At 68.8% G+C, this 21,948-nt stretch carries 19 protein-coding genes; 14 read left to right on the top strand and 5 right to left on the bottom strand.

Annotated features, from left to right (window positions below):
- Positions 1-38: 38 nt before the first annotated feature.
- The 4 genes from AC6CCG_RS13735 to AC6CCG_RS13720 all read left to right on the top strand — a co-directional run bounded on the left by AC6CCG_RS13735 (position 39) and on the right by AC6CCG_RS13720 (position 2,906).
- Positions 39-530 (top strand): YajQ family cyclic di-GMP-binding protein, encoded by a 492-nt coding sequence (locus tag AC6CCG_RS13735; protein WP_496655105.1) that lies wholly within the window; start codon positions 39-41, stop codon positions 528-530.
- Entirely contained in the window at positions 527-1,321 is a 795-nt protein-coding gene (locus AC6CCG_RS13730; RefSeq protein ID WP_496655104.1) for a hypothetical protein, read from the top strand. The genes AC6CCG_RS13735 and AC6CCG_RS13730 overlap by 4 nt, the downstream gene beginning before the upstream one ends.
- Entirely contained in the window at positions 1,318-2,031 is a 714-nt protein-coding gene (locus AC6CCG_RS13725; RefSeq protein WP_496655103.1) for a uracil-DNA glycosylase, read from the top strand. Before AC6CCG_RS13730 ends, AC6CCG_RS13725 begins: the two co-directional genes overlap by 4 nt.
- Before the next feature lie 80 nt (positions 2,032-2,111).
- Complete coding sequence (locus AC6CCG_RS13720; protein ID WP_496655102.1) at positions 2,112-2,906, top strand: hypothetical protein; 795 nt, start codon at positions 2,112-2,114, stop codon at positions 2,904-2,906.
- Here AC6CCG_RS13720 and AC6CCG_RS13715 read toward each other — a convergent pair.
- The 3 genes from AC6CCG_RS13715 to AC6CCG_RS13705 are packed head-to-tail and all read right to left on the bottom strand — an operon-like array spanning position 2,903 to position 6,053.
- The gene (locus AC6CCG_RS13715) at positions 2,903-3,796 is read right to left on the bottom strand and encodes a carbohydrate ABC transporter permease (RefSeq protein ID WP_496655101.1); all 894 of its coding nucleotides are present in this window, start codon (positions 3,794-3,796) and stop codon (positions 2,903-2,905) included. The genes AC6CCG_RS13720 and AC6CCG_RS13715 overlap by 4 nt on opposite strands.
- Positions 3,793-4,770, bottom strand: a complete 978-nt coding sequence (locus AC6CCG_RS13710) for a carbohydrate ABC transporter permease (RefSeq protein WP_496655100.1) — start codon at positions 4,768-4,770, stop codon at positions 3,793-3,795. The genes AC6CCG_RS13715 and AC6CCG_RS13710 overlap by 4 nt, the downstream gene beginning before the upstream one ends.
- A complete protein-coding gene (locus tag AC6CCG_RS13705) occupies positions 4,770-6,053 on the bottom strand; it encodes an ABC transporter substrate-binding protein (protein ID WP_496655099.1) in 1,284 nt (427 codons plus the stop codon). Before AC6CCG_RS13705 ends, AC6CCG_RS13710 begins: the two co-directional genes overlap by 1 nt.
- Positions 6,054-6,303: 250 nt before the next feature.
- On the opposite strand from AC6CCG_RS13705, the gene AC6CCG_RS13700 reads away from it, so the two are divergent.
- The 5 genes from AC6CCG_RS13700 to AC6CCG_RS13680 all read left to right on the top strand — a co-directional run bounded on the left by AC6CCG_RS13700 (position 6,304) and on the right by AC6CCG_RS13680 (position 11,934).
- Entirely contained in the window at positions 6,304-8,268 is a 1,965-nt protein-coding gene (locus tag AC6CCG_RS13700) for an aldo/keto reductase (protein ID WP_496655098.1), read from the top strand.
- A 39-nt stretch (positions 8,269-8,307) separates the two neighbouring features.
- Complete coding sequence (locus tag AC6CCG_RS13695) at positions 8,308-9,321, top strand: LacI family DNA-binding transcriptional regulator (RefSeq protein WP_496655097.1); 1,014 nt, start codon at positions 8,308-8,310, stop codon at positions 9,319-9,321.
- A 138-nt stretch (positions 9,322-9,459) separates the two neighbouring features.
- A complete protein-coding gene (locus tag AC6CCG_RS13690; RefSeq protein WP_496655096.1) occupies positions 9,460-9,798 on the top strand; it encodes a hypothetical protein in 339 nt (112 codons plus the stop codon).
- A gap of 89 nt (positions 9,799-9,887) precedes the next feature.
- Complete coding sequence (locus tag AC6CCG_RS13685) at positions 9,888-10,298, top strand: VOC family protein (RefSeq protein WP_496655095.1); 411 nt, start codon at positions 9,888-9,890, stop codon at positions 10,296-10,298.
- An 82-nt stretch (positions 10,299-10,380) separates the two neighbouring features.
- Entirely contained in the window at positions 10,381-11,934 is a 1,554-nt protein-coding gene (locus AC6CCG_RS13680) for a beta-N-acetylhexosaminidase (protein ID WP_496655094.1), read from the top strand.
- 121 nt (positions 11,935-12,055) lie between these two features.
- On the opposite strand, the gene AC6CCG_RS13675 is transcribed toward AC6CCG_RS13680, so the two are convergent.
- Both AC6CCG_RS13675 and AC6CCG_RS13670 read right to left on the bottom strand, forming a co-directional pair.
- Positions 12,056-12,469, bottom strand: coding sequence for a LysM peptidoglycan-binding domain-containing protein (locus AC6CCG_RS13675; protein ID WP_496655093.1), 414 nt, complete (start codon positions 12,467-12,469; stop codon positions 12,056-12,058).
- A 73-nt stretch (positions 12,470-12,542) separates the two neighbouring features.
- On the bottom strand, positions 12,543-14,534 hold the full coding sequence (locus tag AC6CCG_RS13670) for a DUF6923 family protein (RefSeq protein ID WP_496655092.1): 1,992 nt from the start codon (positions 14,532-14,534) through the stop codon (positions 12,543-12,545).
- Positions 14,535-14,653: 119 nt separating this feature from the next.
- Here AC6CCG_RS13670 and AC6CCG_RS13665 point away from each other — a divergent pair, with 119 nt between their 5' ends.
- From AC6CCG_RS13665 to AC6CCG_RS13645, 5 genes are all read left to right on the top strand, one after another.
- Positions 14,654-16,627 carry a 2-oxoacid:acceptor oxidoreductase subunit alpha gene (locus AC6CCG_RS13665; protein WP_496655091.1) on the top strand — a complete coding sequence of 658 codons (1,974 nt, stop codon included), beginning with the start codon at positions 14,654-14,656 and terminating at the stop codon, positions 16,625-16,627.
- Positions 16,624-17,721, top strand: coding sequence for a 2-oxoacid:ferredoxin oxidoreductase subunit beta (locus AC6CCG_RS13660; protein ID WP_496655090.1), 1,098 nt, complete (start codon positions 16,624-16,626; stop codon positions 17,719-17,721). Before AC6CCG_RS13665 ends, AC6CCG_RS13660 begins: the two co-directional genes overlap by 4 nt.
- Before the next feature lie 61 nt (positions 17,722-17,782).
- A complete protein-coding gene (gene rarD / locus AC6CCG_RS13655; RefSeq protein WP_496655089.1) occupies positions 17,783-18,733 on the top strand; it encodes an EamA family transporter RarD in 951 nt (316 codons plus the stop codon).
- A 56-nt stretch (positions 18,734-18,789) separates the two neighbouring features.
- On the top strand, positions 18,790-20,328 hold the full coding sequence (locus AC6CCG_RS13650) for a hypothetical protein (protein ID WP_496655088.1): 1,539 nt from the start codon (positions 18,790-18,792) through the stop codon (positions 20,326-20,328).
- A gap of 102 nt (positions 20,329-20,430) precedes the next feature.
- Positions 20,431-21,933, top strand: a complete 1,503-nt coding sequence (locus AC6CCG_RS13645; RefSeq protein WP_496655087.1) for a hypothetical protein — start codon at positions 20,431-20,433, stop codon at positions 21,931-21,933.
- The last annotated feature ends 15 nt before the right edge of the window (positions 21,934-21,948 follow it).

Raw genomic sequence — 21,948 nt, 5'->3', positions numbered from 1 at the left:
GCTCAGGCTGCGCAAGGACTCGATCGTTGGAGGTAGTCATGGCCGCGGACAGCTCGTTCGACATCGTCAGCAAGGTCGACCGACAGGAGGTCGACAACGCCCTGAACCAGGCGGCGAAGGAGATCCGGCAGCGGTTCGACTTCAAGAACACCGACGCGAAGATCGAATGGTCGGGTGAGCAGATCGACATGGAGGCCGTCTCCGAGGAGCGGGTCAAGGCCGTCCTGGACGTGTTCCAGTCGAAGCTGGTCCGGCGCGGCGTGAGCCTCAAGGCGCTCGATGCCGACGAGCCGCGGTCCTCCGGCAAGCTCTACAAGATCAGCGCGACGATCACCGAGGGGATCAGCCAGGAGAACGCGAAGAAGGTCTCCAAGATCATCCGCGACGAGGGTCCGAAGGGCGTCAAGGCGCAGATCCAGGGCGACGAACTCCGGGTCAGCGGCAAGAAGCGGGACGACCTGCAGGAAGTGCAACGGCTGCTCAAGGAGAAGGACCTGGATTTCGCGATCCAGTTCACGAACTACCGGTGACGCCGGCACGCCAGACGATCAACGTCCGGACCTGGTCCACGACGGTTCCGCGGTACGGCTTCCGGCCGGGCGACCTGGACCTGTACGTCCTCAAGGAGCACGACGACGTCCTCCGTGCGCTCGGGCAGGAGCGCCGAGCCGCACGGAGTCACAGCACGCCCGAGGTGATCATCAGCCTGGTCTGCCTGTTCGCCCTCGTCGGCGGCGTCAGCACGTTCGGCGGCACCATCCTGAGCACCGTCGGCGGAGTGACCCGCCCGGTCGGCGAGGCCGGCCCGCTCGACGACGACCTCGGCATCCCGATCACGGCCGGCTGCTTCGTCGTCGTCCTGTTCGCGGTGATCGCGATCGGGTACCGGTGGTGGCGCAGTCGACGGCACTGGGCCGGCCTCGAACTCGGCTATCTGATCGCCGCCGTCTGCTGCGGCGGGATCGCGCTGTGGCAGCTCGGCCAGGAGCGTGACCTTTCCGGGTTCGCTCCCGCCTCGCTCCCGGTCTGGCTCACCGTGGCGACCGCCGCTCCCCTGCTGGCCGCCGTGTTGATCTTCTCCGGCGGCCGCCGGGTGACCGTGCCGAGACACTTCCGGACCGCCGGCACCGCGGAGCCGGAACGGGCGGCCGAACTCATCGCGGCCCTCGCTCCGCGCGTCCGGGAGCGGCTGGTCGACGAGCGCCGGCGCGCGATCGCGAGACTCCGGGAGCGCGGCGTGATCACCGAGACCGAAGCCACAAAGCTGGCCGCCTCTCCGCTGGGGTTCGCGTCGGCCGGCGACGCCGGAGGCACCCGATGAACCCGCTCCCCGACCTCGCCGCGCTCGACCGGGCCGTCGCCGACTGCCGGCGTTGCCCGCGGCTGGTCGAATGGCGCGAGCAGGTGGCCCGGGAGAAGCGGGCCGCGTTCCGGGACCAGACCTACTGGGGACGCGCCGTGCCCGGGTTCGGGCCGGCCGATGCCGCGCTGCTCATCGTCGGTCTGGCGCCGGCGGCGCACGGCGCGAACCGGACCGGCCGGATGTTCACCGGTGATCGTTCCGGCGACGTGCTGTACGCGGCGATGCACGCGGTCGGCCTCGCCTCGCAGCCGACGGCCGTCCACGCCGATGACGGGCTGACGCTCTACGGGACCCGGATCACGGCGCCCGTGCACTGCGCACCGCCGGCCAACAAGCCGACCCCGGCCGAGCGGGACCACTGCCGGTCCTGGCTGGTCCGCGAACTCGAACTGCTCCGGCCGACCCTCCGGGCCGTGATGGTGCTGGGCGCGTTCGGCTGGCAGGCGCTGCTTCCGGTGCTGCACGAGGCCGCCTGGCTGGTGCCGACGCCCCGGCCCCGGTTCGGTCACGGGGTCCGGGTCGATCTGGCGGCCCGGGACGGCGATGCCCCGCTGGCCGTCTTCGGCTGCTACCACGTCTCGCAGCAGAACACGTTCACCGGCAAGCTCACCCCGGCCATGCTCGAGGAGGTCCTCGGCGCCGCCGGGTCCGCCGCCGGCCTCGACTGAGATCCGGGCCGGGTCATCACGGCGAGATCTTCCGCAAGCAGCGTCCCCGCCCGGCGCCGAGTGCCGGTAGCCTCCCACGGGTGTCGACAATTCCTGACTGGCTGACCCTGGTGGCAGTCCTGATCGCGGCGGGCGTCGTGGCCTGGCTCGCGTACGAGATCCGACGCAGCACCAAGACCGCCGAGACCGCGGCCGCGACGGCCGGCGAGGCGCTCACCCTGGCCCGCGAGGAGCAGGCGACCAGCCGGCAGCTCGTGGCCGAGGCGATCAAGACCCGGATCGACGCCCAGGCGCCGACGATCACGATCGTGCCGCACGACGAGATGCGCGTCGTCAACGACCTCGACCTGCCGGTCCGGTTCCCGCGCACCGACGACAAGCCGCTGCACATCGCGGTCGGTTTCTCGGTGATCAACGACGGTACGGCCACGGTCATCCTGCGCCGCCGTACCTTTCCCGCCGCCGAGAACGGCGCGATCGAGAGCGACGCGACCGTGCTCACGCCCGGGCAGCGGACGTTCGTCCCGGTGGAGGTGTCCCGGCCGCTCGAGGAGTGGCGGGCCGTCGCGGACGCGAAGATCACCGGCGATGCCGACGACGACGGCTTCCGGGCCGCGCACGGGTTCGACCGGGACGCGCGGGTGATCTTCTTCTGCGCCATGGCCGGCGACGACGGGGCCGCCGACGAGTACCCGTTCCGGCTGCTCGGCTCGCCCCTCACGCCGATCACCGGCGATCCGCAGGCGTACCACTGCTGGGGCGCGAACCAGGTGATCAAGCGCGATCTGCGCCTGGTCGCCGATCCCCGGCGGCGGACCTACTACCTGTCCCGCCGCCGGGGCATCGAGCTGCCGTCCCCGGGGTCCTTCTTCTAGCCCTTGAGGGCGCCGGCGGCGATGTTGGCGATGAAGTGGCGGGAGCCGATGATGAAGATCCCGATCAACGGCAGCACGCTGATCAAGGCGCCCGCCATCACCATGCTGTAGTCGGTGATGTAGATCGAGTTCAATGTCTGCAACGCCGTCTGCAGGGTCTGCTGCTTCGGATTCACCAGGATGATCAGCGGCCAGACGTAGTCGTTCCAGGCGCCGATGAACGTGAAGATGCCGAGGAACGCCAGCCCGCCGCGAAGCATCGGCACGCCGACATACCAATAGGTACGCCAGAAGCCGGCACCGTCGATCCGGGACGACTCGACCAGCTCGTCCGGGATGGACCCGGTCGCGAACTGCCGGAGCAGGAAGATGCCGAACGCGTTGGCCGCGCCGGGGATGATCAACGCCTCGAACCGGCCGACCCAGCCGAGTTCCGACATCAGCACGAAGCTCGGCACCAGGGACAGGCTGCCCGGGATGAGGAACGTCGCGATCAAGATCACGAAGAGGGCGTTCTTGCCCGGGAAGTTGTACTTGGCGAACGCGAACGCGGCCAGCGAGTCGAAGAACATCACCAGCACGGCGCAGGCCAGGGAGACGAACAACGTGTTCACCAGGGCACCGAGCAGGTCGATGCTGGCCAGCACCTTCCCGATGTTCTCCATCAGGTGCGGGCCGAAGGTCAGCTTCGGCGGATAGTCGAAGATCTCGGCCGTGGTGTTGGTCGACATCACGACCAGCCAGTAGAACGGGTACAGCGAGAGGATCACACCGATGATCACGCAGAGGTGGGTGACGACCCGGCCGATCCGGCTGCGTCGCGCAGCCAGCCGGTCCTGCCGGGCCTGGGTCGGATCACCCAGCTGCGGGGTCTGCAGGGTCGAGGTCACTTCGCCACCTCCTTCTCCGTCCGGCCGGGTTTGATCTTCATGCTGTCCCGCTCCCGGACCAGTCGCCAGTTGATGATCGCGAAGACGGCCGCGATGATGAACAACGCCCACGCGATCGCGGACCCGTACCCGAAGTCGAACTGCTCGAACGCCTGCCCGTACTGGTAGAGCACGATCGTCATGCCCGCCTCGTTCGGGCCGCCCTCGTTGCCCAGCAACACCTGCGGCTCGGTGAACAGGCTCAGCCCGCCGACGGTCGAGGTGATCACGGTGAACAAGATCACCGGGCGCAGCATCGGCACGGTGATCGACGAGAAGATCCGCCAGGTACTGGCACCGTCCACCTTGGCCGCGTCGTACAGCTCGGTCGGGATCGCCTGCAGCCCGGCCAGATAGATGATCGCGTTGTAGCCGGTGAACCGCCAGATCACCATCACCGCGATCGTGATCTTGATGCCCCAGTCGGATGACAGCCAGGGCACCTCCGCCAGGCCGATCGCGGTCAGCGCCGAGTTGACCAGGCCGAACGAGTCGGAGAAGACCGAGCCGAACACGATCGCCATCGCCACCATCGAGGTGACGTTCGGGATGAAGTAGGCCACCCGGTAGAAGCCCTTGAACCTGATGTTGGAGTGCAAAAGGAAGGCGATCACCAGAGCCAGGAAGAGCATCGGGATCGTCGAGATGAACCAGATGATGAACGTGTTGCCGACCGCGTTCCAGAACCGCTCGTCGGTGAGCAGGTACTGATACTGCGACACCCCGACGAACTTGATGTCGCCCATCCCGTCCCAGTCGGTAAAGGAGAGATAGATCGAGAAGACGATCGGGAACAGGCCGAAGATCAGGAACAGGATGTAGAACGGCGCGATCGCCAGGTATTGCGGCAGGAACTTCCGGAACGGGTTCGGCCGCTGTCGCGGTGCCGGCGCCGACTCGGCCCGGGTCGCGACGGCCTCCGTGGTCGTCGTCATCACAGCACCCCCCGCTTCTTCAGCACCTTGTCGGTCTGGTTGACCGCGTCCTCCCAGGCCTGCTCGGAGTCCTTGCCGCTCGTCTCGATGTTGTCGATCTCCTTGCCGAAGAAGGAGACCTTGGACTCGTACGTGCTCACGAACGTCGTCGGTACGGACTTGGCGGCCTCGGCGAAGAACGCCAGGCCGTCCTGATCACCGAAGAAGCCCGACTCGTCCTTCATCGACCCCGAGGTGAACGACGCCGGCGTCGACGGGAACAGCTGGATCTCGTTGAACGTGGCCGCCTGGTTCTCCGGCGAGGTCAGCCAGCGGATGAACGCCACTGCCGCCTCGGGATCCTTGCAGGTCGCCGGAACGGCCAGGAACGACCCGCCGCTGTTGCCCGGCTTCACCGGCTGGCTGGCGATGCGCCACTTGCCGGCGGTGTCCGGCGCGGTGTCCTTCAAGATCTCGCCCCACCAGACCGCTTCGACGTTGCCGACGGTCTTGCCGCTCACCCAGGCGGCGTTCTGGCCACCGCTGGTGTTGGACGGGATGCCCGCCGTGACGCCGGACTTGATCGCCTTGACGGCCAGGTCCCAGGCCTGCCGGACCACGCTGCCGTCGTTGGAATAGAGCGGCCGATTCTGATCATCGAAGTAGCGTTCGGCGCTGGCGTTGATGAACTGGTTGTAGATCGACCGGCCGGCGTTCACCATCGCCCGGTCGGAGTTCGTCCTGAGCTTCACGCCGAGTTCGATCCACTCCTCCCAGGTCCGCGTCGCCGCGCTGACCTCCTCCGGCTCGCTGGGCAACTTCGCCTCGGCGAACAGGTCGCTGCGGTAGTAGAACCCGGTCGGCCCGGTGTCCATCGGCCAGAAGCAGAACCGTCCCGTCGGCGTCGTGCCGAGCTTCCACTTCCACGGATAGAAGTCGGCCTCGGCCTCCGCGGCGCCGTACTCCTTCAGATCAAGGAACTTCTCCTCGGCCGGGAAGTAGAGGGAACAGTTGGAGTTGATCCCGGAGATGTCCGGAATGTAGCTGCCACCGGCGATGCTGGTGCGCAGCTTCGTGTCGAAGGTGCCGCCGATCGCGTCGGCCCGCAGCCTCTTGTCGGTGCCCGGGATCTGCTGCGCCGCCTGGGTCAGCAGATTCGGACTGATCGAGCGTTTCCAGTACCAGAGCACCAGTTCCCGCGGATCCGCGGAGATCGACGTCTGCCCACCGCATCCGGGTAACAACCCGGCCGCGACGGCCGCGCCACCCAGCCCGAGAAAACCTCGGCGGGACCATCGAGCCATTGCCACACTCCTCACCATTGAGAGTTTCAGGGGCATGCCTGAGCATGATCGTGAACGATCACGATCGTCATACGACCGCTCGACTTCTGTCAACCCTCGACCGATTCCGACCAGGCCGGAACACGCCACGGGAGAGGGTGCGAAAATGGTTGACCCGACCCGATCCGCCGAGTTAGCGTGAAGACGCTGTGAACGTTCACGGCCGCCCTTGGTCGATCATCCAGACCTCACTGTTCGGAGCCGCACACTCATGGTCAATCCCATCCGCTGGGCCGTCCTCGGACCAGGAAACATCGCCCGCCGGTTCGCCACCCAACTTCCCACCAGCCAGTACGGAACACTCGTCGCCGTGGGCAGCTCGGATCCCGAGCGGGCCCGGACCTTCGCCGACGAATTCGGTGCCCCCGCAGCCGGCGACTACGCCTCGGTGCTGGACGATCCCGAGGTCGACGCCGTCTACGTCTCGACCGTGCACACCAGCCACGCCGAGCTCACCATCGCCGCCCTGCGGGCCGGAAAGCACGTGCTCTGCGAGAAGCCGATCGCGCCGAACCACGGCCAGGCGATGGCCATGGTGGACGCGGCCCGCGCCGCCGACCGGGTCCTGGTCGAGGCGTACATGTACCGCTTCCACCCGCAGACCCGGAAGGTGCTGGAGCTGGTCGGCGACGGCACCATCGGGGACCTGGTCCACATCGACGCCGCCTTCTCCTTCGCCACCGGGCGTTCCGAGGGCCGGCTGTTCGACCCGAACCTCGCCGGCGGCGGCATCCTCGACGTCGGCGGCTACCCGGTCTCCTACGCGCGGGCGATCGCCGGCGCCGCGGTCGGCAAGCCGTTCCTCGACCCGGACAAGCTCACCGCGAAGGGCACCCTCGACCTCGGCGTCGACGTCTGGAGCGTCGCCCAGCTGACCTTCCCGGGCGGCGTCACGGCCTCGGCCAGGACCGGCGTCCGGGTCAGCGAATCCTCCGTCACCGTGTACGGCTCCAAGGGCCTGATCACGATCACCGACCCGTGGACGCTGTCCGAGCAGCCCAAGATCACGATCACCCTGGCCGGCCAGGAGCCGCAGGAGTTGATCTTCGAGGCGAAGCCGTACGCCCTCGAGGCCGACGGCCTGGCCGCCGCGGTCGGGACCGGCGAGGCCGCGGAGATGAGCCTGGCCGACACGCTCGGCAACGCCAAGGCGCTGGACGCCTGGCGGCAGGCGATCGGCCTGCGCTACCCGTTCGAGGCCGACGACGCGAACATCCCGACGGTGTCCGGCCTACCGCTCCGGGTGGATGACAGCACCATGCGGTACGGAGAGATCGCCGGCATCGGCAAGCGGATCTCCCGGCTCGTGATGGGCTGCGACAACCAGCCGAACCTGTCCCACGCGTCCGCGCTGTTCGACAACTTCTACGAGCTCGGCGGCAACGCGTTCGACACGGCCTACATCTACGGCGGCGGAGCGCACGAGACGCTGCTCGGCCAGTGGATCCGCAACCGCGGGGTCCGCGAGGACGTCGTGGTGATCACCAAGGGTGCCCACACGCCGCACTGCGATCCGGAGTCGATCACCCGTCAGCTGCTCGAGTCGCTGGAGCGGCAGGGCACCGACTACACCGATCTCTACCTGATGCACCGGGACAACGAGGACATCGGAGTCGACGAGTTCGTCGACGTCCTGGACGAGCACGTCAAGGCCGGCCGGATCAAGGTGTTCGGCGGGTCCAACTGGCGCCCGGAACGGATCGACGAGGCGAACGCGTACGCACGGCAGGCCGGCAAGCAGGGCTTCGAGGTGCTGAGCAACCACTTCGGGCTGGCGGAGGCGTACGACGTGCCGTGGGCCGGCTGCCGGCACGCCACCGACCCGGAGTCGAAGCGCTGGCTGACCGAGCGGCAGATGCCGCTGTTCCCCTGGTCGTCCCAGGCGCGCGGCTTCTTCACCGGCCGGGCCCGCCCGGACGACCGTTCCGATGCCGAACTGGTCCGTTGCTACTACAGCGACGAGAACTTCGAACGGCTGCGCCGGGCGGAGAAGATCGGCGCCGAGTTCGGCGTGGCGGCGACGGCGATCGCGCTGGCGTTCGTGCTGCACCAGCCGTTCCCGACCTTCCCGCTGTTCGGTCCGCGGTCGATCGCCGAGACCCGTTCCTCGATCGACGCCTTGAAGGTACGGCTGACGCCGGAGCAGGTCGCCTACCTGGACCTGGCCTCGGACTAATCCGGTGCGCGGACACCCGCCCCTCGCTACTGTCGGCCCATGAAGGCCCGACGAGCTGCCAAGGTCCCGGCCGCGCCGGCGCCGCGGGCGACGATCAACGACGTCGCCTCGGCCGCCGGCGTGTCCCGGCAGACCGTGACCCGGGCGATGAACGAGATGCCCGGGATCAACCCGGCGACGAAGGAACGGGTCCTGGCGGCGGCCAAGCGGCTCCGCTATCGCCCCTCCCGGTTCGGCCGCGGGCTGGTGAAGCCGGAGCCGCGCACGCTCGGCCTCGTCGTCGACGACCTGACCAACCCGTACTATCCGGAACTGGCGTCGGCGGTGGTCGGCGAGGCGGCCAAGCACGGCTGGAACGTCATCCTGGCCGAGAAGATCCACGCCACCGACCGGCGCGAGTTGTTGATCGAGATCGCCGGTCAGGTCGACGCCGTGCTCGGCTATCTGAGCGAGTCGGAGGGGCTTGATCAACTCGGCGACCTGCCCGTGATCCAGCTCGACAGCCAGCCCGGGCGAACGATCGGCGGAGTCGAGTTGGATTTCGCCCCGGCGATGGCCGAGCTCGTCGATCACCTGCTCGAGCGCGGGGTCCGGCACCCGGTGCTGCTGGACATCTCGCCGCCGGGTCCGTTGTCGGGGCGCGGCCAGCACTTCGTCGACCTGATGCGCGAGCACGGCTTCGACCCGCCGGTCACCCAGGTGATCGACAACTCGATGGCCGCCGGCGCGGCCGGCTGCGCGGCGATCCTCCAAGATCATCCGGAGGCCGACGCGATCATGGCCTTCAACGACATCGCCGCCTGCGGCACCCTCAAGACCCTGCGCCGGGCCGGCATCGACGTGCCCGGGCAGATCAAGGTCGCCGGCTTCGACGGACTGAGCCTCGGCACCTATCTCTCCCCGGAACTGACCACGCTCGCCCTCGACGTCCAGGGCGTCGCGGCCGCCGCCGTCGGGCTCGCCCTCGGCATGGCGACCGGCGAACTGCCCCGGACCGGGCCGGAGGCGCGCCGCCGGATCTCGTACCGGCTGGTTGTCCGCGAATCCAGTTGATCTTGTTCCTCAGCATGATCACCGGCGGCGGCGCCGGCCCGGGTGCCGCAGGGTCTGACGCGCGCGTCCGTTTTGCGGTACTTTTCGGTTGAGGCTGACCGTGCGACGCGGGACACGAGAAGGAGGATGACCATGGGTTTGTTCGACGAACTGAAGGAAAAGGCCAGCGAGCTTGGCGAGAAGGTCCAGGAGGGCTTCGAGGCCGCGAAGGACAAGGCCGAGGATCTGGTCGACGACGTGAAGGACCGCTTCGACGGTGACGACGCCCCGGCGGATGCCGTCGGCGACGGCGCCCAGTCGGCCGCGGATTCCGTCGGCGAGGGCGTGCAGGGCGTGGCCGACGCGGCCGATTCGCCGGCCGTGCAGGAGGCGGCCAACGCCGTCGACGACGCGGCGCACAACGCTGCCGACGGTGTCGGTGACGCCGCCGACGCGGTCCAGGACAAGGCCGACGAGTTCCGCTCGGACAACGGCTGACCAAGATCGAGATCGCAGGGCGTCACCCGGTTCCGGGTGGCGCCCTTCGTCGTTCGTCGGGCCGACCGGGGTGTGGCACACTCCGGCCCATGACCAGCCGCATCTCGCACACCTCCATCGACTCCCGCGACGCCTACGCCCAGTCACTGTGGTGGGCCGACGTGCTCGGGTTCACCGAGGACCCGGACGATCCGAACGCTCCCGATCACGACGAGTGCATGATCATGTCGGCCGACCGCTCGGTGCAGGTGCTGTTCATCGAGGTGCCGGAGGCGAAGTCGGTGAAGAACCGGATCCATTTCGATCTTCGGCCGACCGACCGCAGCCAGGCCGAGGAGATCGAGCGGGTGCTCGGGCTCGGCGCGACCGAGGTGGCCGATCTGCGCCGGCCGGACGGCAGCGGCTGGATGGTGCTGGCCGACCCGGAGGGCAACGAGTTCTGCATCCTGCTCAGCGATGCCGAACGGGAGGCCTATCTCGCCACCCACGCCGTCTCCTGACCCGGAGTCCCCTGAGCCTGTCGAAGGGCGGCCACCGGAACCCGGGGTCCTTCGACAGGCTCAGGACGCGTACTGTCATACGGTGAACCTGCTGCCCCGCCCCACCTCGGTGACCGCCGAATCCGGCACCTTCGTTCTTGATCACGACCTGCGGATCGCCGCCCCGCCGGCCTGGGCCGCGATCGCACGCCGGCTGCTCGGCCCGGGCACCGGGCTGGACCTGCTGCCGTCCGACGACGGGAAGCTGGCGATCGTCGAGGCCGACCTGCCGCCGGAGTCGTACCGGCTGGAGGTCCGGGCGGACAAGATCACGATCAGCGCGGCGGACGACCGGGCGGTGAACTGGGCGATCCAGACGCTGCGGCAGCTGCTGCCGGCCTCAGTGCTCCGGCCGGCACCGAGCGCGACCGAGCTGGTGATCGACTGCGTGACGATCGAGGACCGGCCGCGGTTCGGCTGGCGCGGCGTGATGCTCGACGTCGGGCGCCACTTCCGGCCGCTGCCGGAGCTGTACCGCTTCGTCGACCTGCTCGCGCTGCACAAGTACAACACCTTCCACCTGCACCTGACCGAGGACCAGGGCTGGCGGTTCGAGTCGAAGAAGTACCCGAAACTGCAGGAGCGCGCCAGCTGGCGGACCGAGACCCGGCGACATCTCGATGATCATGGCGACGGCACGCCGCACGGCGGCTACTACACCCAAGATCAACTACGCAGCCTGGTCCGCTATGCCGAGCAGCGCGGCATCACGATCGTGCCCGAGATCGAGTTCCCCGGCCACGTCCTCGCCCTGCTCGCCGCGTACCCGGAACTGGGCAACCACCCCGAGTCCGGCTACCAGCCGGCGACCACCTTCGGCGTCTTCCCCGAGGTGCTCAACATGACCGACGACGCGCTCACCGTCGTCTTCGATCTCTACACCGAACTGCTGGAGATCTTCCCCAGCCGGTACGTCCACGTCGGCGGCGACGAGTGCCCGCGGACCGAGTGGATCGGCAACCCGGCGGCGGAGGCGCTGGCGACCGAGCGCGGCCTGCCGAACGCCGAGCACCTGCAGCGCTGGTTCACCGAGCAGCTGCGCGACTGGCTCGCCGAGCGCGGCCGGCAGCTGGTCGGCTGGGACGAGATCAACGACGAGGGCCTTCTCGAGGGCGCGGTCACGATGGCCTGGCGGGACGCGAGCTACGGCGTCGCCGCGGCCCGCGGCGGCGGCCAGGTGATCATGGCCCCGACCTCGCACACCTACTTCGACTACTACCCGAGCGAGGCCGAGACCGAGCAGTACGCCATCGGCGGCCTGGTCACCACCGAGCGTGTACACAGCCTGGAGCCGACCGACGGCATCCCGGCCGAGCTCCATGATCGAATTCTGGGCACCCAGTGCCAGGTCTGGACCGAATACATGCCCACCCTGCAGCGGGTCGAATACATGCTCTACCCCCGCGCCTGCGCGCACGCCGAGGTGGCCTGGTCCGACCCGGCAGGACGTTCCTGGGAGGAGTTCTCCGAAAGACTGGCCGGCCACCTGGACCGCCTGGACGCCCTCGGCGTCAACTACCGCCCCGAGTCCGGACCCCGCCCCTGGCAGCAGGGCGGCACCGGCCCCCTCCGCCGCCCGGACGCCCACCGGTCCTGACCGACTCTTACAAAAGAGACCCTGGAATCCGACCACCAGCCGGGCTCCGCCGGACGACACTCCGGCGATCAGCCCACAACCCCGCGGCCGAGGGTCGGAAACCAGGGCGGGCCGCCCGTAGTCAGAACGGCGTGCGGTTACAGAACTGCAGCACGACTACCGCAATGATGGCGAACACGGCGACGCTGCCAAACCTGATCGCCAGATCCCTCATCATGACGCGGCGCGGGTGATCCTGCTCGAAGTAGCCCAGTCTTTGAATCGCCTCGTCCGGATTGTTGCCGAAGTCGACCCGGCTCCTCGGTTTGAACCCACGATCGGCGCCGTAGCGGTCGTCGGTCAGGTCGGCCCAGTCGGCGGCATCCTCGGCGTTGATCGGGATGATCAACAACTGGCCCGGCACCAAGGGAGCTGTCTCGTTGGGCAGGATCCCACGGTTCGCTTCATAGATCAGCGGCCAGGCCGAGCCGTCGCCGTAGAACCGGTCGGCCAGCGTCCACAGATCGTCGCCCTCGGCGACGCGATGCATCGGCATCCCTGGCTCCGTTCACCCCGCTGACCTGCACCGAATGCTAGGCCAATGAGGGTTCGGGGCGCCGTCGTCACGCTCAGCGCACGGAGTTCCCTTGCCGCACGACGGTGACGGACCGGCGCAGTCGGAGCAGGCGGGTGTAGGCACCCGAGGAGTCGGGGGCCTGGCCGAGGGCGTACAGGTCGCCAGACGGGGTGCAGGTGAGGCGGTGGACGCCCTTCGCGATCAGCTCCGGGGCCGACTCGGTGGCGGGGTCGATGGCGTAGACCTGGTGGCGGCTGGAGGCGTAGAGCAGGCCGTCGGGGTGCTCGATCAGCTCGCCGTTCAGGGCCCCGGTCTTCAGCTCCGGTTCGTACAGCTCGACCGTGCGGGTGATCATCAGGGTGTCCGGGTCGAAGCGGAAGGCGGTGCCGTCGGCGAGGCCCCAGTGATCACCGGAGGCGAGTTTGATCAAGGCGTTCACGCTGCGGGCGCCAGGCACGGGGATGACGTCGGTGATCACGGTCGCAGTGGCCGGGTCGAACCGGAACAGGTGCGCCTCGCCATCGCGTGGATCGGTGCCGGTGCCGCCGTCCACGCTCGAGCCGCCGAGGACCACCGGACAACCAGGATCGGCCAGCAGGGCCGAGATCGTCTGGTCCATGATCACGTTCCGGTGCACCCGGAACTCCTCCGTGCGCAGGTCGATCACGGTGATCGCGCCGCCGAACTCGGCATAGCCGGGCGTCGTGCCCACGAACAAGGATTCGCCGTCGCAGGTCAGGGTCATCGGCCGGTTCTGGTGATGATCTTCCTTCAGCCGGGCCAGCACCCGCGGCGCACGCTCAGGCGTCGCCGGGTCCCAGACCTGCACGACCCCGTACGGATACGTACCGGAATAGAGGAGCCCGTCGTGCCAGAGCCAGCCCTCCACCTGCTCGTAGCGCGGCCCCTTGACCGCCACTCCGGTCGCCGGGTCGTAGCTGCCGAAATCGCCCTGCTGCCCGGCACTGAGGAAGATCAACTCGCGGTCCGGCGCCGCCACCAGGTGCAGCATGTGGGCCGGCACGGCCTGCACGTCGTGGTCGATCAAGGTCAGCCGCTCGCCGGCGAGGTCGTACCGGATCCCCTGCCCGGTGTGCTGCCCGGCCCAGGCGACCACCCCGGAGCCGTCCGGCAGCAGCCCGAGTCCGATCGCCGCCCCGGGCAAGGCCGGCGCATCGGGCTGCACCGGCACCGGCCCGTACGTCAGCGTCGCCAGATCGAGCCCCATCAGCCGGTGCCCGTCGCCTTCCGGCGCGCTGAAATACACCCGGCCACCCACCGGCTCGGACACGCTGTGGCTCGACAGCCCCGCCGTGAGACCCCGCTCCCCGGTGACCGCGTTCGTCAACGCCAACCGCTCCCCGGTCGCCGCATCGAGAACGACGAGCGCTGTGTAGTCGAGGGCCGCGAAGAGCCTGCCGTCGACGCAGCGCAGATCGACGAAGGGCCGCGCCGCCAGTTCCTCGGGCAACGCCACCTCCCGTGACCGCCCGGTCGCGACGTCGATCGCGTACAGCCGGGCGGTGCCCATGCCGGTCCCGACGAACAGGGTCCCGGTCGCCGGATCGAACGCGGTGGACCGCGCGTACTGTGTGTTCTCCGCCACGAACCGGCCCAGGGTCCGGAACGTCTCGCTCGCCGGGTCGAACGCGAAGGCCGACGCCGTGGGATACGTACCGCCGTAGACCGCACCGTCCGGGCCGTGACTGAGCCCCCACAGGTAGCCGTCGCCCTCGACCGGCTGCCCGAGATCGGTCAGGTCGTCCCGCTCCGGCCGGTAGCGATAGAGGTGTCCGTTGTAATACGTGCCGAGAAACACCTGGCCCGCGTGGGTGACGGTGATCCCCCAGCCGCCGGTCGCGCCGGGCAGCGGGTGCACGGCCAGCCGTTCGCCGGTCAGTGCATCCAGCACGTTGAGCCCGGAGTTGTCCCCCTGCAGCACCGCGTACGCCAGCAGCCGGCCGCCCGGCCCGGGCCCGAAAGCCCCCTCGTGCACCAGCACCGTCCGCAGCGGCGAACCGAGATCCTCGACCGAGGCGGCCATCGTCTCCCCTTGCTTGATTTCGGTCAGACGAAACCCGAGAAGCGTACCGACCGTAAACTGGAGGGTCGAGATGTACGTCCATTCAGTGGATCGCGATTCGGTCAATTCAGGGTCGCCTTATGATGGGTGACTGCGACCGCGGCCGACCGCGTCCAGGACTCACCGGACACCGGCCGAAGGTACGAGAAACGCCAAGGAAGAAGGCATCCCGGGTGACAACCGTCCACACCCTCGACCGAGTGGTGATTCGTTTCGCCGGCGACTCCGGCGACGGCATGCAATTGACCGGCGATCGGTTCACCGCCGACGCTGCGGTGTTCGGCAACGACATCTCGACGCTGCCGAACTTCCCGGCCGAGATCCGCGCGCCAGCCGGAACCCTGCCGGGCGTCTCCAGCTTCCAGTTGCACTTCGCGAACTACGACATCATGACGCCGGGCGACCGTCCGGACGTGCTGGTCGTGATGAATCCGGCGGCGCTGAAGGCCAACATCGGCGACCTGCCGCGCGGCGGGCTGATCATCGCCGACACCGCGGACTTCACCAAACGCAACCTGGCCCGGGTCGGCTACGCGGCGAACCCGCTCGAGGACGGCAGCCTGGAGGGCTACCAGCTGCACGCGCTGGACCTGACCCAGCTGACCGTCGAGGCGGTCAAGGAGTTCGGGCTGAGCCGGAAGGACGCGTCGCGCGCGAAGAACATGTTCGCGCTCGGCCTGCTGTCCTGGCTCTACCACCGGCCGACCGAGGGCACGATCAAGTTCCTCACCGAGAAGTTCGCGTCCAAGCCGGACATCCGGGACGCCAACATCACCGCCTTCAAGACCGGGTACGCGTTCGGCGAGACCACCGAGGTCTTCGCCGACACGTACAAGGTGGAACCGGCCCCGATGCCCGCCGGGCGCTACCGGCAGATCTCGGGCAACGTGGCACTGGCGTACGGGCTGATCGCGGCGTCCAAGAAGAGCGGCCTGCCGCTGTTCCTCGGCGCCTACCCGATCACGCCGGCCTCCGACGTGCTGCACGAACTGTCCAAGCACAAGCGGTTCGGCGTGACCACGTTCCAGGCCGAGGACGAGATCGCGGGCGTCGGTGCGGCACTCGGCGCCAGCTTCGCCGGCCAGCTGGGCGTGACCACCAGCTCAGGTCCGGGCATCGCGCTGAAGATGGAGGCGATCGGCCTCGCGGTGATGACCGAGCTGCCGCTGGTCGTCTGCGACATCCAGCGGGCCGGGCCGAGCACCGGCATGCCGACCAAGACCGAGCAGGCGGACCTGCTGCAGGTGATGTTCGGCCGCAACGGCGAAGCGCCGGTCCCGGTGCTCGCCGCCCAGTCGCCGATGGACTGCTTCGACACCGCGATCGAGGCGACCCGGATCGCGATCAAGTACCGGACGCCGGTGATCTTGCTCTCGGACGGCTACATCGCCAACGGCGCCGAGCCGTGGCAGGTGCCCGACCTGGCCTCGATCCCGCCGATCGAGCCGGACTTCGCCACCGCCAAGAACGGCACCGACAAGGAGGGTGCGGAGGTCTTCTACCCGTACCGCCGGGACCCGGAGACGCTGGCCCGGCCCTGGGCGATCCCCGGCACGGCCGGCCTGCAGCACCGGATCGGCGGCATCGAGAAGGCCAAGGAGACCGGGGCGGTGTCCTACGACCCGGCCAACCACGACGAGATGGTACGGACCCGGCAGGCGAAGATCGACGGCATCGTCCAGGACATCCCGGACCTGGTCGTCGACGAGTCGGACGGCTCCGAAGGCGCCCGGGTGTTGATCTTGGGCTGGGGCTCGACGTACGGTCCGATCGTGGCCGCGGTGCGCCGGGTCCGCAAGACCGGCCGCAAGATCGCGTACACCCATCTGCGCCACCTCAATCCGTTCCCGGCGAACCTGGGCGAGATCCTGAAGTCGTACGACAAGGTGATCGTGCCGGAGATGAACCTCGGCCAGCTCGCTCTGCTGCTGCGGGCGAAGTACCTGGTCGACGTGCAGTCGTACTCCCGGGTCCGCGGGCTGCCGATCTCGCTCGGCGAGCTCGCTGTTGATCTTGAACAAGAAATCGACAAGCTGGAAGGAGCGAGCCGGTGACCGCGCTCGCCAACGGTTCCCGTCCACCCGAAGCGCCCAAGCCCGAATACCCGGGTCTGGTCGGAGTCCCGCTCTCGCTGGAACCGCTGAAACGCAAGGACTTCACCTCCGATCAGGAGGTGCGCTGGTGTCCCGGCTGCGGCGACTATGCCGTGCTGGCGGCGTTCCAGGGCTTCATGCCTGAGCTGGGGATCGCCAAGGAGAACACGGTGATCATCTCCGGCATCGGGTGCTCCTCACGCTTCCCGTACTACGTGGACAGCTACGGCATGCACTCGATCCACGGCCGGGCCCCCGCGATCGCGACCGGAGTGGCCACCTCGCGGCCGGACCTGGCCGTGTTCGTGATCACCGGTGACGGTGACGCGCTGTCGATCGGCGGCAACCACCTGATCCACGCACTGCGCCGCAACGTCAACCTGACCATCCTGCTGTTCAACAACCGGATCTACGGTCTGACCAAGGGCCAGTACTCGCCGACCTCCGAGCTCGGCAAGATCACCAAGTCGACGCCGATGGGTTCGCTGGACAACCCGTTCAACCCGGTGTCGCTCGCGCTCGGCGCCGAGGCGACCTTCGTGGCCCGGACGATCGACTCCGATCGCAAGCACCTGACCGGCGTGCTCAAGGCGGCGGCCGCCCACCGCGGGACGTCGCTGGTGGAGATCTACCAGAACTGCCCGATCTTCAACGACGGCGCGTTCGACGAGCTGAACGGCCGCGAGGCCTCGGCCGACGCGATCATCCCGCTGCAGCACGGCGAGCCGATCCTGTTCGGGGCCGACAACCGGCTCGGCGTGGTCCGCGACCCGGCGACCGGCGAGTTCGCGGTGGCCGAGGTGGCCGAGGTCGGGCTGGACCGGATCGTCGTCCATGATCAACACCGCGCGGACGCCTCGTTCGCGTTCGGGCTGTCCCGGCTGACCGACTCCGGCGTGCTGCACCGGGCCCCGATCGGGATCTTCCGCGACGTCGAGGCGCCGGCCTACGACGACCTGAGTCGCGAGCAGGTGAGCCTGGCCGCCGAACGGGGCGGGTCCGAGGAGGACCTGCAGACCATGATCGCCGGTGGCGACACCTGGATCGTGGAGTGACCTCTCGCCCTGAGCCTGTCGAAGGGCCAGGATCCTTCGACAGGCTCAGGACCCGTTGCCCGTGATCACGGAGGAGGGCCGGGACTCCCGGCTCCGCCGGGGCACGTTCTACGGCCTCGGTGCGTACGGGCTCTGGGGGCTGTTCCCCGCGTTCTGGCCGCTGGTCGGCCGGGCCGGGTCGCTGGAACTGCTCGCCCACCGGGTGTTCTGGTCGTTCCTGGTCTCGGTCGTGCTGTGGTTGATCATGGTCCCGCGGGGCAGCCTGCGGGCGATGCTGGACCGCCGCAAGCTGCTCCTGCTGGCCGCCGCGGCCGCGGTGATCTCGGTCAACTGGGGCGTCTTCATCTGGGCCGCGACGCACGGTCACGTGGTGGAGACCGCCCTCGGGTACTACATCAACCCGATCCTGTCGATCTTGTTCGGCGTGGTGCTGCTGTCCGAGCGGCTGGCCCCGGTCCAGTGGGTCTGTGTCGGCCTCGCGGCGGTCGCGGTGGTCGTGCTCGGCTTCGACTACGGCCGGCCGCCCTGGGTCGCGCTGGTGCTCGCGGTCAGCTTCGCCCTGTACGGCCTGCTCAAGAAGAAGCTCAACGCGGGAGCGGTGGAGACGCTGACCATCGAGTCGGCCTACCTGGTCCCGATCGCGTTGGGCTATCTGATCTTCCTCCAGGTCACCGGTGGGCTGACGTTCGGCCACCTCGGCTGGGGTCACACGCTGTTGCTGGTCGCCAGCGGCCCGATCACCGCGCTGCCGCTGCTGCTGTTCGCAGCCGCCGCCACCCGGGTCCCGCTGAGCACGCTCGGCCTGCTCCAGTACGTGGCCCCGACCCTGCAGTTCCTGCTCGGCGTCACGTACTTCGGGGAGCAGATGTCGGTCGGCCGCTGGATCGGGTTCGGCCTGGTCTGGCTGGCGCTGATGCTGCTCACCTCGTACGGATTGCTGCGGGCCCGCCGACGCCGCCGCGAGCTCCTGCCCGGCACGCCGACCGACCTCGGTGCCACGCCTCGTCGGTAAGGTTGGGCCCAGTGGGTCGCTGCAGGGGAGACCCGAAACCAACGGAGTGTCCAGACATGAGTGGTCAGTATCCGCCTGGGGGCCAGCCCGGCCCCTACGGAAACTATCCCCAGGACGGGTCCGGCAGCGGTCCAGATGCCAGCGGTTACGGATCGTCGCCCAACAGCGGCCAGCCGCCCTACGGCCAGCAGCCCGGCCAGGGCGGCCCGCCGCCCGGTTACGGCCAGCAACAGCCCGGTCAGCAGACCGGCTACGGCCAGCAGCAGCCCGGCCAGCAGCAGCCCCAGCAACCGCACGGACAGCAGTCACCGGCCCCGCAGCCGTCCGGTCCGGCCAGCCCCCCGCCCGGTTACGGCAACCAGGGCGGCTATCCCGGACCAGGCACCGGCTACGGCCAGCAGACCGGCTACGGGCAGCAGCCGGGGTACGGCAACCAGGGCGGCTACCAGCAGACGCCCGGCGCGACGGCGGGAAGTCCCGGGTCCCCCGGCTACTCGGGCGGTCAGCCCGGGTCGTACGAGCAGCAGCCCTACGGCACCCAGCAGCAGCCGTACGGGATGCAGTCGCCGTACGGAAACCAGCAGCAGCCGCCGCCCCGCAAGCGCAACACCAAGCTTCTGATCATCGTCGGCGTGGTCGTGCTGGCCCTGATCATCGGCGGCGTCGTCGGTGGTGTCGTCCTGTATCGCAACGCTCAGGAGGCCGCAGCGGCCAAGCCGCCGGCGGCGGTCCGCGGGTTCCTCGAGGCGCTGGCCGCCGGCAATGCCGCGGCGGCCGTGGGCTTCGCCGCGAACCCGCCGGGCGACAAGAGCCTGATCACCGATGCGGTGCTCAAGGAGTCCTCGTCGCGGGCGCCGCTGACCGCGATCTCGGTCCCGGTCGGCAAGACCCCGCCGTCGGGCGACACGACCACTGTCGACGCCACCTTCAAGCTCGGCGACGAGACGGTCACCCAGCAGTTCCCGCTGACCAAGGTCGGCGACGACTGGAAGCTCACGAACCCGTACGCGACGGTCAGCCTGTCCGAGGTGAAACTGGACAATCTGCCGATGTTGATCAACGGCGTGAAGACCACCGCCGACAGCGCGGTCCTGCTGCCGGGTTCGTACAAGCTGACGACCGGGCTGAAGGCGATCGGCTACGGCGAGGACGAGTTCCTGGTCAAGAGCGCCACCGGCCAGCCCTCGATGCCGACGACGGCGGCGACGCTGACCGAGGCGGGCACCAAGACCTTCGTCTCGGCGGCCAAGGCAGCCCTGAAGAACTGCCTGGCCAAGCGCGAGGTGGCGCCGAACGGCTGCCCGAACTTCGTCACCACCGGCCCCGGCCAGTCCATCGACCCGGACTCGGTCCGGTGGTCCTCGCACGCCAACACCTGGGACAACTTCAAGGGCGGGCTGGTGGACAGCGGCAACGGGAGCTACCTGGCCAAGGGCAAGCTCGGGCTCAAGTTCCTGTTCTCCGCCCGCGGCACCTACAACGGTCAGCCGACCACGTTCAACAACAACTCGTGGTCGAATCAGTGGCGCTATTTCTACATCACGGCGGACCTGACCAAGGAGCCGATGAAGCTGGCCTGGGAGCGCACCACCTGACCTCGCGGGGCGTCCCACGGGCCCGTCGAGTTGGGCACGTCGCTCGGTAAGGTTGGTGCCCGAGCGGCGCACACAGCGCCTGACGATGTGACGGAGTCCAGCATGAGTGGTCAGTACCCGCCTGGTGGTCAGCCCGGGCCGTACGGGGGCAATCCCCAGGGCGGTTCCGGTCAGGGCCCGGGGGCAGACGGGTTCGGGAAGGGGCAGGGCGGCCAGCCCTACGGCCAGCAGCCGGGGTACGGACAGCAACCGCCACAGGGCCAACCCGGCTACGGCCAACAACAGCCCGGCTACGGCCAGCAACCGGGCTACGGACAGCAACCGCCACAGGGCCAACCCGGCTACGGCCAACAACAGCCCGGCTACGGCCAGCAACCGGGCTACGGACAACAGCCGCCGCAGGGCCAACCCGGCTACGGTGACTCGACCGGCAGTCCGCAGACGGCCAACACCCAGTATCTTCCGGGTCCGGGCGGGTACCAGCAGTCGCCGGGCGGGACCGCCGGCAGCCCCGGAACACCGGGCTACCTGGCCGGTCCGGGCGGCCCGCCACAGGGTCCGTACGGCGGGCCTCCGCAGCAGCCGCCGAAGAAGAACAACAACACCCGGATGCTGCTCATCGTCGGCGTCTGCGTGCTGGCCCTGATCGTGCTCGGCGTCGTTGGTGGCGTGGTGCTGTTCCGGTCCACCCAGGCCGGGGCCGGCACCGATCCGACCCCGCCGGCGAAGACCCCGAGCGGCACCGTGAAGGCGTACCTCGAGGCCCTGGCCGCGGGCAAGGCGACGGACGCGATCGGCTTCAGCGCCGACGTCCCGGCCGACGCCGCGTTGATCACCGACGCGGTGCTGCAGGACTCCATCGGCCGCGCGCCGCTGACCGGCATCACGGTCACCGAGGTCCCGGACAACCCGAACGGCTCGGCCAGCGTCGACGCCAGCTTCATGATCGGCCAGGAGTCGGTGAACCTGACCTTCGGCGTGACCAAGCAGGGCGAGGACTGGAAGCTCGTCCGCGGCTACGCCGAGCTCGACCTGAGCTCGGTGATCGTCGAGGGGTTGCCGCTGGTGATCAACGGCGTCGAGGTGGAAGCGGACAGTGTGCCGCTGCTGCCGGGATCGTACGAGGTGGCGACGGGGCTGAAGGCGATCGACTACGGCGACGAGAACGAGTTCACCGTCACCGAACTGACCGACGACGTCGAGGCGCCGACCCTGACACCGACCTTGACCTCGAACGGCAAGAAGGCGCTGCTCGCGGCCACCCAGAAGTCGCTCAAGGCCTGCCTGGCGAAGAAGGAACTGGCGCCGAAGAACTGCCCCAACCTGATCACCCCGAACTCCGATCAGAAGATCGCCCCGACGTCGATCAAGTGGACCCTGTTGGAGGACACGTTCAAGAACTTCGAGCCGACGCTGGACTCCACCAAGCCGACGGTGGCCAACGTCGACCTGAAGCTGCGGCTGAAGTTCGCCGGCACCGGCACCTACAAGGGCCAGTCGACCACGTTCAACAACGACAGCTGGTCCGACGAGCTGCGCGCCTACATCGTCACGGCCGACCTGTCCAAGGAGCCGTACCCGATCACCTGGACCCGCAACTACTGATCACCGGGACCGGCA

The organism is Microlunatus sp. YIM B11417 (assembly GCF_059617205.1).
This window is presented reverse-complemented; position numbering and strand designations above follow the sequence as displayed.